The organism is Ruegeria sp. CF2, assembly GCF_056537385.1.
The window spans coordinates 830361-844065 of the sequence record NZ_JBQFRL010000001.1; the positions used below are offsets into that span (position 1 = coordinate 830361).

Annotated in this window: 12 protein-coding genes; 8 read left to right on the forward strand and 4 right to left on the reverse strand. The window is 60.9% G+C overall.

The features are described 5' to 3' along the window. The first annotated feature begins 10 nt into the window (after positions 1 to 10). The 5 genes from ACR0IR_RS04070 to ACR0IR_RS04090 all read left to right on the forward strand — a co-directional run bounded on the left by ACR0IR_RS04070 (position 11) and on the right by ACR0IR_RS04090 (position 5275). Positions 11 to 2812, forward strand: coding sequence for a helicase-related protein (locus tag ACR0IR_RS04070; protein ID WP_170363687.1), 2802 nt, complete (start codon positions 11 to 13; stop codon positions 2810 to 2812). Positions 2813 to 2818: 6 nt separating this feature from the next. Further along, complete coding sequence (locus tag ACR0IR_RS04075; RefSeq protein WP_170363686.1) at positions 2819 to 3190, forward strand: RNA-binding S4 domain-containing protein; 372 nt, start codon at positions 2819 to 2821, stop codon at positions 3188 to 3190. A 66-nt stretch (positions 3191 to 3256) separates the two neighbouring features. Further along, positions 3257 to 3595 (forward strand): ferredoxin FdxA, encoded by a 339-nt coding sequence (gene fdxA / locus ACR0IR_RS04080; RefSeq protein ID WP_093961788.1) that lies wholly within the window; start codon positions 3257 to 3259, stop codon positions 3593 to 3595. 282 nt (positions 3596 to 3877) lie between these two features. Continuing rightward, on the forward strand, positions 3878 to 4387 hold the full coding sequence (locus ACR0IR_RS04085; RefSeq protein WP_093961789.1) for a CarD family transcriptional regulator: 510 nt from the start codon (positions 3878 to 3880) through the stop codon (positions 4385 to 4387). Positions 4388 to 4513: 126 nt separating this feature from the next. Then, complete coding sequence (locus ACR0IR_RS04090) at positions 4514 to 5275, forward strand: ion channel (protein ID WP_170357534.1); 762 nt, start codon at positions 4514 to 4516, stop codon at positions 5273 to 5275. On the opposite strand, the gene cobS is transcribed toward ACR0IR_RS04090, so the two are convergent. Beyond that, complete coding sequence (gene cobS / locus ACR0IR_RS04095) at positions 5272 to 6036, reverse strand: adenosylcobinamide-GDP ribazoletransferase (RefSeq protein WP_480778973.1); 765 nt, start codon at positions 6034 to 6036, stop codon at positions 5272 to 5274. The genes ACR0IR_RS04090 and cobS overlap by 4 nt on opposite strands. Before the next feature lie 79 nt (positions 6037 to 6115). Between cobS and cobT the strand changes: the two genes are divergently transcribed. Continuing rightward, on the forward strand, positions 6116 to 7129 hold the full coding sequence (gene cobT, locus ACR0IR_RS04100; RefSeq protein ID WP_480778974.1) for a nicotinate-nucleotide--dimethylbenzimidazole phosphoribosyltransferase: 1014 nt from the start codon (positions 6116 to 6118) through the stop codon (positions 7127 to 7129). Positions 7130 to 7156: 27 nt separating this feature from the next. On the opposite strand, the gene ACR0IR_RS04105 is transcribed toward cobT, so the two are convergent. Both ACR0IR_RS04105 and ACR0IR_RS04110 read right to left on the reverse strand, forming a co-directional pair. Then, the gene (locus tag ACR0IR_RS04105; protein ID WP_170339088.1) at positions 7157 to 9034 is read right to left on the reverse strand and encodes a monovalent cation:proton antiporter-2 (CPA2) family protein; all 1878 of its coding nucleotides are present in this window, start codon (positions 9032 to 9034) and stop codon (positions 7157 to 7159) included. Positions 9035 to 9053: 19 nt separating this feature from the next. Continuing rightward, positions 9054 to 9509: an Lrp/AsnC family transcriptional regulator gene (locus ACR0IR_RS04110; RefSeq protein ID WP_170363683.1), complete on the reverse strand. Its 456-nt coding sequence runs from the start codon at positions 9507 to 9509 to the stop codon at positions 9054 to 9056. A 145-nt stretch (positions 9510 to 9654) separates the two neighbouring features. Here ACR0IR_RS04110 and hppD point away from each other — a divergent pair, with 145 nt between their 5' ends. Then, positions 9655 to 10752 carry a 4-hydroxyphenylpyruvate dioxygenase gene (gene hppD / locus ACR0IR_RS04115; protein WP_170363682.1) on the forward strand — a complete coding sequence of 366 codons (1098 nt, stop codon included), beginning with the start codon at positions 9655 to 9657 and terminating at the stop codon, positions 10750 to 10752. A 61-nt stretch (positions 10753 to 10813) separates the two neighbouring features. Here hppD and ACR0IR_RS04120 read toward each other — a convergent pair whose 3' ends face one another. Continuing rightward, positions 10814 to 12844 carry a hypothetical protein gene (locus ACR0IR_RS04120; RefSeq protein ID WP_170363681.1) on the reverse strand — a complete coding sequence of 677 codons (2031 nt, stop codon included), beginning with the start codon at positions 12842 to 12844 and terminating at the stop codon, positions 10814 to 10816. A gap of 164 nt (positions 12845 to 13008) precedes the next feature. Here ACR0IR_RS04120 and ACR0IR_RS04125 point away from each other — a divergent pair, with 164 nt between their 5' ends. Next, complete coding sequence (locus ACR0IR_RS04125; protein WP_170363680.1) at positions 13009 to 13704, forward strand: SIMPL domain-containing protein; 696 nt, start codon at positions 13009 to 13011, stop codon at positions 13702 to 13704. Position 13705: the final 1 nt, after the last annotated feature.

Here is a 13705-nt window from a genome sequence, read left to right on the forward strand (position 1 = left end):
GGGGGCAAAGGTGAACGGGGCATCCCGAATCGTGGCCGTACTTGGCCCGACCAATACAGGCAAAACCCACTATGCCATCGAACGCATGCTGGGGCACCGGACCGGTGTCATCGGCCTGCCGCTGCGGCTGCTTGCGCGCGAGGTCTATGACAAGATCGTCGCCATCCGCGGCCCCTCGGTGGTGGCTCTTGTGACGGGCGAGGAACGCATCGTTCCGCCGCGCACGCAATACTGGGTCTGCACGGTCGAGGCGATGCCCGAGGGAATGGGCACCGATTTCGTGGCCATCGACGAAATCCAGCTGTGCGCCGACCCCGAGCGCGGTCATGTCTTTACCGACCGGCTGCTGCGGATGCGCGGCACGCACGAGACACTTTTTCTGGGTGCCGACACGATGCGCGGCCCGATCGCGGCGCTGGTGCCGCAGGCGCAGTTCGTCCGGCGCGAGCGGATGTCGCAACTGGTCTACACCGGGTCCAAGAAGATCAGCCGTATGCCGCCGCGCAGCGCGATCGTCGGGTTCTCGGTTGAGAACGTCTATGCCATTGCCGAGCTTCTGCGGCGGCAAAAGGGTGGGGCGGCCGTGGTCATGGGCGCGCTCAGCCCGCGCACGCGGAATGCGCAGGTCGAGCTGTACCAGAATGGCGAAGTCGACTATCTGGTCGCCACCGATGCCATCGGTATGGGTCTGAACCTCGATGTGAACCATGTGGCGTTTTCGTCCCTGTCCAAATTCGATGGCAGGCGTATGCGGCCGCTGGCTCCGAACGAACTGGCCCAGATCGCCGGGCGCGCCGGGCGCGGCATGTCGGATGGCACCTTTGGCGTGACGGGCGAGGCATCGCCACTGGACGAAGGCGTGGCGCAGGCCATCATGGACAGCCGATTCACGCCGATGAAAAAGCTGAACTGGCGGAATGCCGCCTTGCGGTTCGGCTCGGTCGATGCGCTGATCGACTCGCTCGAGGCCAGCCCGGACAACGAGCATTTGGTCAAAGCCCGGCCCGCAGACGACCTGAACGCGCTCAAGTCGCTGGCCCAGGTGCCCGAGGTTGCGGCCCGTGCCAGCGATGGTCCGTCGATCCGCCTGTTGTGGGATGTTTGCCGAATCCCCGATTTTCGGGGCATCAGCCATGCGGAGCATGCCAACCTGCTCGAATCGATCTTCGGACATCTGCACGAACGCGGCACGATTCCCGAGGATTATCTGGCGCGCCAGATCCGCCGGATCGACAGAACCGACGGCGATATTGATGCACTGTCCAAAAGGTTGGCATATATTCGCACGTGGACATATGTTGCGCAACGAAACGGCTGGGTGCGCGACGAATCCCATTGGCGCGCGGAAACCCGCGCTGTAGAAGACAGGGTGTCAGACGCTTTGCATGAACGTCTGACGCAAAGATTTGTGGACCGGCGTACATCTGTTCTGCTGCGCCGGCTCAAACAGAAGGAGGCCCTTTTGGCCGAAGTGAATGACAAGGGTGAAGTGACCGTCGAAGGCGAATTCGTCGGTCGTTTGGAAGGGTTCCGGTTCATCCCGGACAAAAGCGCTCAGGGAACCGAGGCGAAAGCGCTCAAATCGGCCTCACTGCAAGCACTCGCGCCGCAATTCCATCTGCGTGCCGATCGCTTCTACAATGCGCCCGATACCGAAATTGATTTTACCGATCAGGGTGGCCTGATGTGGGGCGAATATGCCGTCGGCAAACTGGTTGCCGGGGCCGAACCGCTCAAACCGATGGTCGAAGTGTTCGTGGACGAGGCCGCGGGGCCGGAGGTTGAGCAGAAGGTGCAGCGCCGCCTGCAACACTTCATCGACCGCAAGATCGCGGCGCTGTTCGAACCCTTGCTGAACCTGTCGCGCGACGAAGAACTGACCGGGCTGGCCAAGGGATTTGCCTTCCGCATGGTCGAGGCGTTGGGCATCCTGCCGCGCGCTGGTGTCGCACAAGAGGTCAAGGACCTTGACCAGGACGCCCGCGGCGCGCTGCGCAAGCACGGCATCCGTTTCGGCCAGTTCACCATCTTCATGCCGCTTTTGCTGAAACCTGCCCCGACGCGCCTGCGTCTGGTGTTGTGGGCCCTGGCAAATGGACTTCAGGAGTTTCCTGAAGCGCCGCCGCCGGGCTTGGTGACGGTGCCCGTCGCCAAGGGCGCGCCCGAGGGCTATGACACCATGTGCGGCTACCGCAATGCGGGCGAGCGTTCGATCCGTATCGACATGTTGGAGCGTCTGGCCGACATGTTGCGCGCCGAAGACAGCCGGGGCGGTTTCGAAGCCAAGGCGGACATGTTGTCGATCACCGGCATGACGCTGGAACAGTTCGCCGACCTGATGCAGGGGCTGGGCTACAAGGCCGAGCGCGGTGAACGGACCAAGATCAAGCCGGCTCAGCCGACCGAGCAACCACCGGCGGCAACTGCCGAAGCTCCGGCCGAGACCGCCGAAGCAGAGGCGCAGTCGGATGTGGCCGTCGCCACCGAGGCGCCAGCCGAGGCTACCGACAGCACCGAGGCAGAAGCCGAGGCCACGGCCGCAGACCCGGCATCGGACGAACCCGAAGTCGAGGTGTTCTACACCTTTACCTGGGGCCGTCAGGCCAATCGGGGGCCGCGTGGTGACCAACGGCAGGGTCGGGGCAAACCGGGCGGGAAGCCTCGGGATGGTCGCGGCAAGCCGCAGGGCAAGAAGGGCGGCAAGCCGCAAGGGGCCAAAACCTTCTCGTCCCGGCCGCCCAAAAAGGAAAAGGCGATTGATCCCGACAACCCGTTTGCCGCTGCGCTGATGGGTCTGAAGGACGGCAACTGATCGCTGATGGCCGACGCACCGGCCAAGCTGCGGATCGACAAGTGGCTGTGGCATGCGCGGTTTTTCAAGACCCGCAGCCTGGCCGCCAAACAGGTCAGCGGCGGGCATGTGCGCATCAACGGTGACCGGGCCCAGAAGCCGGCGCAAACCGTCGGGCCCGGTGACGTTCTGACATTCGTTCAGGGGCGCGTTATTCGCGTGGTTCAGGTCGAAATCCTGGGCGCGCGACGCGGCCCGGCGACCGAGGCGCGGACGCTGTACACGGATTTGACTGAAGAGAAGGATAATCCGCCACAAAATCCGGGTTTCGAAGGAAAAGGTCGTCCGACCAAGAAGGATCGGCGCGCGCTTGATCTTTCTCGCACCCCCAAGGGCTGATCTTCTCTTGAAGATGGGGGCAGACTGAATTAGCTAGTCGCCCAAACCTCTGACGGGAATTGGACCATGACCTACGTTGTCACCGAGAACTGTATCGCCTGCAAATACACCGACTGCGTCGAGGTATGCCCGGTGGATTGCTTCTATGAAGGTGAAAATACCCTGGTCATCCATCCGGATGAATGCATCGATTGCGGCGTGTGCGAGCCGGAATGCCCGGCGGACGCCATTCGCCCCGATACCGAGCCGGGAATGGAGCAGTGGGTCGAATTCAACCGCAAATATGCCGAACAATGGCCGGTTATCGTAACCAAGAAAGACCCGCTTCCGGGCGCCGAGGAGCGCGACGGGGAAGAGGGCAAGATGGAGAAATACTTCTCCGAGGCACCGGGCGAGGGCGGCTGAGCGATTCGGGTCGCAAAACCCGAAAGACTGCCGTAAGTTTTTGCCTTAATGCGCTGAAAAAATTCACAAATTCCGAACCGAAGGCCCCGTCCGCTTTCAGGTGTCTTAATTTTGTGATATACTCTTATGGCAAATGATGATCGAGATGGGGACGACTCCGTAAGTATGCTCACTTTGGAGTTCTGAGTTTTTGACATGTAATCAGCCTGACAGGGGTCGCGGGTGACCCCGGTTAGGTTTTTTGTCGCTTTTTTCCCGCTCTGCAACCAAGGAAACACGTGCATGACAAAGTCGAAGAAGCTTGAGTTCCGTCCGAACGACTATGTTGTCTACCCTGCACATGGGGTCGGGCAAATCATATCGATTGAAGAACAGGAAGTCGCTGGATACTCGCTCGAGCTGTTCGTCATCTCATTCGAGAAAGACAAGATGACCCTGCGGGTGCCGACCAACAAGATCACTGAATCCGGCCTGCGTTCGCTCAGCTCGCCCGATGTGATCAGCCAGGCGATGAAGACGCTGAAGGGCAAAGCCAAGGTAAAACGTGCCATGTGGTCGCGCCGGGCGCAGGAATACGAACAGAAGATCAATTCGGGTGACCTGATCTCGATCGCCGAGGTGGTGCGTGACCTGCACCGCACCGACGACCAGCGCGAGCAGAGCTATTCCGAGCGTCAGCTCTATGAAGCTGCGCTGGAGCGTCTGACGCGCGAAGTTGCGGCCGTATCCGGTTCGGACGAAATCGCAGCGGCCAAGCAGGTGGACGAAGTCCTGACCTCGCGCGCGGCCTGATCGGGCTTTAAAGCAACACCAAAGGGCCGCTCTGGTTTCAGAGCGGCCTTTTTCATGCCCGATCGCTTGGTTCGCGCCGCCTTTCCCGCTAATTTCCCAGTCATTGGAACCGTGTACGGGTCAGTCATGAAGCAGACGGTCAAGGCACTCTATATCGGCAGAGGGGCGGTTTCGGTCTGGTTCCGGTACTGTCTGATCCTGTTCGACCTTGCCTCGATCGTGTTTTTCGTGGCGACGGCGAACATTCCGCACGGCCCAGGATTGATTGCAGTCAGCTGGGCGGTGGGGCTGATCATTCTGCTGGATTTCTCGGCTCGGATGTGGATCGCGAAAGACCGCAAGAAGCTGCTGTTCAAAATCTACACGCTTGCGGATCTGGTCGTGATCGCCTCGCTGATCCTGGACCCTTTCCTGACCGGCAGCCTTGCGTTCCTGCGGATTCTACGCGCGCTACGGCTGATCCATTCCTATCACCTGTTGCATGATCTGCGCCGCGACAGTGAGTTTTTCCGAACCCACGAGGATGCGGTCATCGCGGCCGTGAACCTGCTGGTGTTCATTTTCGCAACATCCACCGCCGTACTGGTTTTCTATATCCCCGAGGACAGCCAGACCCCGTATATCGATGCGCTGTACTTCACGATGGCGACACTGACCACGACGGGATTCGGCGACATCACACTGAACTCTCCGGGCGGCAAGCTGTTTTCCGTGTTCATAATGGTGGTCGGTGTGGCGCTGTTCGTGCGGCTGGCTCAGGCCATTTTCATGCCACAGAAAGTACGCCACAAATGTCCCAATTGCGGCCTGTTTCGGCACGACCCGGATGCTGTACACTGCAAGCACTGCGGTGAGACACTGCGGATCAAAACCGGCGGTGTCGGCTAGAGCAGGGCGGAAACGGCCAACAGGAAAGCAACCTCGGACAGCTGTTGCGATGCCCCCAGGATATCACCGGTCTGACCGCCAATCTTGGTTTTGGCTATGATTGCCAGACCCACGGTTGCAGCTGCCGCACAGGCGACGGGCAGAAGGGCGGTCCAGCCCAGAAGGGTCAGAGAGAAAACGAAAGCCAGCCCGAGACCGGTTGCAACCGACAAAGGCGGAGGTGCACCGACGCTATGGCTCAGCCCGCTGCCGCGGGCGTTCGGCAGGCCCGCCATCAATGCTGGCATCACCGCACGGGAAAACACAGCCGCCGCCAATATTCCGGCCGGACTTCCTGCCGCCAATAGTGTTGCGACCGCCAAGATCCTGAGCAGTTGAATGACCAACAAGGCCAACACCCCGTAGGTGCCGATATGACTGTCCTTCATGATCTCGAGTCTGCGTTCGGGTGTATATCCGCCCCACAGCCCGTCCGCGGTGTCGGCCAGCCCGTCCTCGTGCATGGCTCCGGTCGCAGCGATCAGAACGGCGACAGCAAGGACAGCGCTGACTGTCCCGGAAAGGCCCACGGCCATCGCAGCCCAGCCTACGGCACAGCCCAAGCCGCCAACGACCAGCCCGGCCGCAGGATAGGCCCAAGCGGCGTTGGACTGTCGCTCGAAGAGCGATTTGCGCAGCACGGGCAATGGCAGCCGCGTCAAAAGAACCAGAACCAGCGGCACGTCCCATGGCGAAAAGGTTCGAGTGTCGTTTTTGTGCACTTGCGCGCCTTTCGAGGGGTTGTTGCTTTGCCTGCTTCGGTTAAACACGCAGGACCACTCCGATGCAACGAGGCTTTGAATGCTGCCTGAACTCAATGATCTGAATACCTTCCGCGACGCCCTGCGCAATGCTCCGGGGCCGGATGAGGCTGCAAGGCAAGGGGCTGCCGACCGCAACGGACAGCTGACCAAGCCGCCGGGTGCGTTGGGCCGGCTCGAGGATCTGTCGATCTGGTATGCCGGTTGGCGTGGGGATGCCCGGCCACAGATCGAGGCACCTCAGGTGATTGTATTTGCCGGCAATCACGGCGTGACGGCGCAGGGGGTCTCGGCCTTTCCGCCCGAGGTTACGGTTCAGATGGTCATGAACTTCGAGCACGGAGGCGCGGCCATCAACCAATTGGCCAAAGCGGCCGGGGCCAAGATGACGGTACACGCGCTGGACCTGGATCGGCCGACGGCCGACTTCACAATGGCCCCGGCAATGTCCGAGGACGAGCTTCTGACCGCTTTGCAGACCGGCTGGAACGCCATTGATCCCACCGCAGACCTTCTGGTCGTGGGCGAAATGGGCATTGGCAACACCACCCCTGCCGCGGCCATCGCCTGCGCGTTGTTCGGCGGAGATGCCGCTGATTGGACTGGGCGTGGAACCGGTGTGGACGATGCGGGCCTTGCCAACAAGACGCGCGTCGTTGCCGAAGGTGTTGCGCTGCACGGATCATCTGACGACGGGCTTGAGATCCTGCGGTGTTTGGGAGGGCGCGAGATCGCGGCCATGGCAGGGGCCATTGCAGCCGCCCGAATTCTGCGCATCCCGGTCATTCTGGATGGGTTCATCTGCACCTCGGCTGCGGCTTGCCTCGATCGTCTGGCGCCGGGAGCGCTGGACCATGCCGTTGCTGGCCACCAGAGTGCGGAAGGTGCGCACGCGGCCATGCTGACCAAGCTGGACAAAGCGCCCTTGCTGAGCCTCGGGCTGCGGCTGGGCGAAGGGTCTGGGGCCGCGCTGGCCATCAATATCCTGAAAAGCGCCGTTGCTTGCCATTCGGGTATGGCCACCTTTGCCGAAGCCGGTGTGTCGGACGGTTAAGCTCGGCTGACCCGGGATATCCCCGGGTCAGGCTGACTTCTTTTCGTTCTTTTCGGCCAGTTCCAGCAGGGCGGTCTCGAGGTCCTTCTCCAACTCGCGCGCGCGTTCGATGTACTTTTTGTTCTCGGCCGTCGGCATGCCGGGAACCCAGAGTTCAGCCAATTCGCGAATTGCCTGCCGATCGTGGTGATAGAAGGTCTGCTGTGCTTGCGCGGCCTCGTATTCGCTCAGACCAATGTTCTCCAGCACATAACGCCCGGCCCGCAGAGAGCTGTCGAACAGCTCACGCACGATGTCATCAGCGCCGGCCTGATACAGCTCGTACACATGGGTCCGGTCATGCGCGCGGGCGACGATGTGAAGGTCGGGGCGCTGCCGGCGGGCGTAGCCGACCAATCGGGTCACTTCCTTGCGGTTGTCCATCGCGGCCACCAAAACGGAAGCCTTTTCAAGGCCCGCAGCCCGCAGCAATTCGGGACGCGTCGGATCCCCCAAGAAGCCTTTGACGCCGAACCGACGCATCAGCTGGATCGTTTCGATATTGTGGTCCAGCACCACCGTCTTGAACCCGCTGGCGCGCACGAGCCGGTTGACGATCTGTCCGAACCGCCCAATTCCCGCAATGATGACGGGACCTTTTTCGTCTATTTCCTCGGGTTCAACCTCGGGTGAGTTGTCGCGGATGTGGCGCGAAAGGTAGTCATAGATGATGAACAGAAGCGGTGTGATCAGCATGGTCAGGGCAATGATCATCAACAGCTTCTGCGACAGGGCCGGGGGAATGACATTCTGCTTGGTCGAAAAGGCCAGCAGCACGAAGCCGAACTCACCCGCCTGAGCCAAACCCAGCGTGAACAGCCAATGGTCGCGGCCGCGCAACTTGAATGCACGACCAACGGCATACAGGATCAGGCCCTTGACCAGGATTACCAGCAGGGCCAGCCCGATCAGGTCGAACGGGTCGTTGAAAAAGTACCCGACGTCGATCCCGGCCCCGACCGTGATGAAGAACAGGCCCAGCAGCAATCCCTTGAACGGCTCAAGGTCGCTTTCCATCTCGTGCCGGAACTCGGAACTGGCAAGAACGACGCCAGCAAGGAAGGCGCCCAACGCCGGTGACAGGCCCACCAGCGTCATCAGGAACGAGATCCCGACCACGATCATCAGGGCCAATGCCGTGTACATCTCGCGCAGGCGGGTGGTGTGGATGAACCGGAACAAGGGACGGGTCAGGTAGACGCCGACCACGATCACGAATGCGATCGCGCCCAATGTCACCAGCGTCACCGCCCATCCGGGCAGGCCATCGACCAATGACAACGTATGGTGCGCGTCGCCGTGCCCGTCGCCGCCGCGCGTGATTGATCCGTCATCCTCGATGAAGATGCTGGCCGGCATGGCCAGCAGTGGTAGAAACGCCAGGATCGGAATCACGGCGATATCCTGAGTCAGAAGGACCGAGAACGTGGATCGCCCGCCGTTTGTGCGCATCAAGCCCTTTTCCGACAGCGTCTGCAGCACGATGGCGGTTGATGACAGGGACAGTGTCAGCCCCACGGCCAAGGCAACTGACCATGGTTGACCCGTGTAGAAGGTAACTGCTGCAATCACGACCGTAGAGAGCGAGATCTGCAGTCCACCAAGCCCCAACAACCGGTGCCTCATATCCCATAGTGCGCGGGGTTCCAGCTCGAGCCCGATCAGGAACAGCATCATGACGACGCCAAATTCCGCGACATGTTGCAAGTCCTTGGTTTCCGCGCCCACGAGCCCAAGGATCGGACCGATGGCGATACCGGCGGCGAGATATCCGAGGACAGACCCCAGCCCAAGCCGCGCCGACAGGGGGACGGCGATCACGGCGGCTGCCAGATAGATCGAAGCCTGGTACAGGAACTCGTTCATCTTCTTCCTTTCCTTGCCGTCAGGTCGGCAGCGGAGCGTCGCGTTTCAGCTGGTCCATCACGATCTGGCTTTGCACCCGTGCTACCGCAGGATGGGGCAGTATCACCTCGTGAAGCAAGGTGTTGAGCGCGGAAAGATCCTCGCAAAAGACATGGAGCAGATAGTCTGCCTCGCCAGTCATCGTCCAGGCGCTGGTGATTTCCGGGCGGGTTTCCACCATGCGCGCAAAACTGGATGATTGTTCGGGGCCGTGGGTGCCGAGGTGAACTTGAACGAAGCCCTGGACCTGCAGGCCAAGTTTGCGCGGGTCAAGCCGCGCCGCGTAGCCAGTGATATAGCCCTCGGCCTCCAGCCGCTGACGGCGGCGCCCGGCCTGGCTGGGGGACAGGTTCAGCATTTCGCCCAACTGATGCGCGGTCAGGTGCGCGTCTTTTTGCAGCGCGGCCAGAAGGCGAGTATCGGTTGCGTCCAGCATGTGCGGAGATTCTCACAATTTTCGGGTTCTGGTGCGGAGATTTCGCAGGCTTCTATAGTTTACATGAAAAGAATGCGCAAAAACAGCGCTGAAAAAGGCGTATTCTTGAATCAGCAAAGAATTTCCTGTTTCAAGAGGACAAGCCATGGGCCCTTTCCCGCACAACGCCCCGAAATCGGTGATCAGCGCCGAGAACCCCGCCGGTACCGATGGGTTTGAATTTGTCGAATTCGCGCATCCCGAACCGCAAGAGCTGCGTGACCTGTTCGCCAAGATGGGTTTTGAAAAGGTTGCGCACCACAAGAGCAAACCGCTGATCGAGCTGTGGCAGCAGGGCGATGTGACCTACATCCTGAACGCGGACCCCGACAGCTTTGCTGCGAAATTCGTGGAAGAGCATGGCCCCTGTGCCCCGTCGATGGGCTGGCGTGTCGTGGATGCGCAAAAGGCCTATGACCATGCGGTGTCGAAGGGGGCCGAACCCTATGATGCGGCCGACAAGACCATGGACGTGCCCGCGATCAAGGGCATCGGTGGGTCGCTGATCTATTTCATCGACCAGTATTACGAAACCTCGCCCTACAATCAGGAATTCGAGTGGCTGAAGCAGTCCAAACCGCGCGGCGTCGGTTTCTATTACCTCGATCACCTGACGCACAATGTCTTCAAGGGCAACATGGACAAGTGGTTCAAGTTCTACGGCGATCTGTTCAACTTCCGCGAAATCCGCTTCTTCGACATCCAGGGCAAATATACCGGCTTGCTCAGCCGTGCATTGACCTCGCCCTGCGGCCGTATCCGGATTCCGATCAACGAAGACCGCGGCGAGACCGGTCAGATCGTATCCTACTTGAAGAAGTACAAGGGTGAGGGCATCCAGCACATCGCCGTCGGCAGCGAGAACATCTATGACTCGACCGATGCAATCGCCGAACGAGGGCTGAAGTTCATGCCCGGTCCCAACGATGCCTATTATGATATGTCCTTCGACCGCGTGAAGGGCCATGACGAGCCGGTGGATCGCATGAAGAAGCACGGCATCCTGATCGATGGTGAAGGCGTGGTGGACGGCGGCGAGACCAAGATCCTGCTGCAGATCTTCTCGAAAACCGTGATTGGTCCGATCTTCTTCGAGTTCATCCAGCGCAAGGGTGATGACGGCTTTGGCGAGGGCAATTTCAAGGCTCTGTTCGAATCGATCGAGCGCGAACAGATTGAATCCGGAGAGATTTCTGCCGCCTGAAGAAGACCCAGCATTTGGAACCCGGCCCGCCGGGTTCCATTTTTTCGAAACGCGGCGCGCCTTACCCGCGGGGCATCTTCAACGTGACGTTGCGGCCGCCTTTCTGATAACGAAGCTCGCTGTCGCCAATCGCGACGACTTTGCCGCCGTCAATCCGATCTCCCACTTTCAGCTTCTTGTACCGACCGCTTGGTAGCCGGACCAAGGCACGCCGATTGGCCGGCGTACCGTAAACGCCGATCAGGTTCAGACGCCGCAGGTTCAGTGCATTGTCAATCGTGGCCTGGCGCGCCACCGAGGCCCGGCTGGGTATCTTTGGTGCGACGGTTGTGGGTTTGAACGACTCCGCTTCATCGTCATCCGCCTTTGCTACCGCTGCGGTCGACCCCAGAGTGGCCGAGCCGGTTGTTGCTTTTCGGGCTGCCAGAGCGGCCACGGTCGACGGACGAACGCGGGGGCGGGGGACGCGCACCACGGCCAATGCGGTTGGCGTGCGGTCCACCGCCGCACGCTCTTGGATCGACGCCGGCCTGGATTTCGGGCGAATGACCGCCAGCTCGTCCACCGTCCGGCCGCCCAACTGCCCACGCTCAAAGTTCTCAACCAGCGTTTCCGGGCGCAGGCGCGGACGCAGGCCGGCCAGCCTTGTGTTGTCGTCTGTGGCGGTCGGGTCGGTTTCGAACCTGACCGGCACCTCGGGCGGAACCGACGACGGGCGGCCGAGGAACACAAGGATTCCGTCAGGGTTCAACGTCCCCTCGGGTGTCGGAGTGACAAGGCCACGGTCATCAAGGTCAAAACGACTGCCCGCGACATTGGGCAGACCGACCGTCGCCACCGGCTCGTCGGTATCAAAGCTCTCTTCGGCAGGAAGCGCCACGGCATCCTGCGACAGCTCCGCCTGATCAACGGACGACAGGTATACGTCCTCGGGCACCTCGGGGTCTGGCACCGGCAGCGGATCGGGCGCGGTGATCGTCAGGCCAGAGGCTTCTTCGAAATCCTCGACACTTTCCGGATCGCGTTCGACCTGCTCGACGGGCGAGGGCGCAACATTCAATGCTTCCAGAATTGCCTGATCCGTCGGCGTCAATTCGGGGGGCGTGGGTGTCTCCGGCTCGACCAGGGGCGTGCTGGCTTCAAACGTCAGGTCTTCGTCGGCCATTGCCTCGGGGTCGGGCGTGTCCTCGGGCTCAGGAGCGACTTCTGCAAGTCCTTCAGCTTCGGTCTTGGTCAGCGGTGGGGCAGCGATAGAAACTGGCGCAGGTGCCGTTTCGACGACCGGCGCAGTCGCCACAGGGCTGCCAGTTTCGTCTGACCCCGACCAGATCAATGCGACAACGGTCAACGCGACGGCGCCCGCCGCAGCGGCACCAATGTAGCGAACCGGTATGCCGGAGTTTGATGCCGCAGGATTCTGTGAGGCGGTTTCAGTCGCTTCTATCGGCGATACGAATACGTCCGGCTGAGCCGGGTCAGCAATCGGATGCGCCTGAGGCGAGGGGGCCGGATCGGGTTCCGATGCCTGCGAAGCTTGAGGCGCGGGATCTGCGTCTTCGGCCGGCGCGACAGTATCAATCTCCTCGGCCGGTGGCTCGGGCGGTTGTGTGACGGATGTCGCGCGCTCAGCAAACTCGAACTCTCCGGTACCGGTCCAAGGCGCATCGGGGGCCAGTGTTGCAGCGAACCGAACAGGCACGAACCCGTAGCGACTGGCAAAGGCTCGGGCCTCTTCTACTGTCTCTTTCGCCACCGCAGCGACCAGAAGATCCGACCCATCCGCACGGAGGTCATACATCAACTCGGCAATCTCACAGCCCGTGGCCTGAGCCAATTCCGCCTCGACCACTTGCGTCACGTCGGAGTCGTCTGTGCTGGTGACCGTGAGGTAGCGCACGTGGTCCGAGGGAATCACGACCGTACAGCTGAGATCATTGGCCAGCGCGAAACCTCGACCGCGAAGCTCGTTCAACTGTTCGGAAAAATCCGGCGCGTCCAGTGATACGGTGCCGATGCCAAACCATTCGTCATCCGAATAGTGCAGCAGAGTGATCCCGTTATCCGAAAGAGACAGCGCAAAAGCGGGTTTCATTATTCAATGGTGCCGTAATTGTCTGAACCAAAGCAAACGCCCTTGCGTCCGCGCACCGAGATTAAAGCAGGAACCCGCCGAGGGAAAGGAAAAGGCAAAATCTCCCCTTGTCCGGCGAAGGCTTGCCAACCCATCTTTGATCTCAGAAAACAGGAGAGATCACATTGAAGACATTTGCTTTTTTGGCGGCGGTATTGGCGGCGACAGTTGCCGTGGCCGCCCATGCGGAAGAACGTCGCATCCAGGTTTACGGAACCGGAACAGCCGAGGCCGCGCCGGATATGGCAACCATCACGGTGGGGGTGACAAATCAAGACGCGCAGGCTTCGGCAGCAATGCAGGCGACCTCGGACGCGGTTGCCAACGTCCTGAGCCGCCTGAGTGAGATGGGGATCGAATCGCGCGACCTGCAGACCCGCGATCTGTCCCTCTCCCCGGTCTGGTCCGGGCGGGGCAACGCGGATGGCGAAGCACCGAGGATCACTGGCTTCGTTGCGTCGAACCGTGTGTTCGTGCGGGTCAGAAATCTGGATGATCTGGGGCAAATCATGGATGCGGTCATTCAGGATGGCGCGAATGATTTTGGTGGTTTGACCTTCACGGTTCAGGATCCCAAGCCGCTTGAAGCGAAGGCGCGCGCCCAAGCCGTCGCCGATGCGAGAGCCAAGGCCGAACAATTGGCTCAGGCCGCCGGTGTCACCTTGGGTTCAGTCGTGTCGATCAACGAGCAGGGCGGGGGCATTCGCCCAATGCCCCAGATGCGCGAGATGGCCATGGCCGATTCGGGCGGGGTGCCGGTCGCCGGTGGCGAGGTTTCGGTCTCGGTCACCGTGTCGATGGAGTTTGATATTTCCGAGTGAT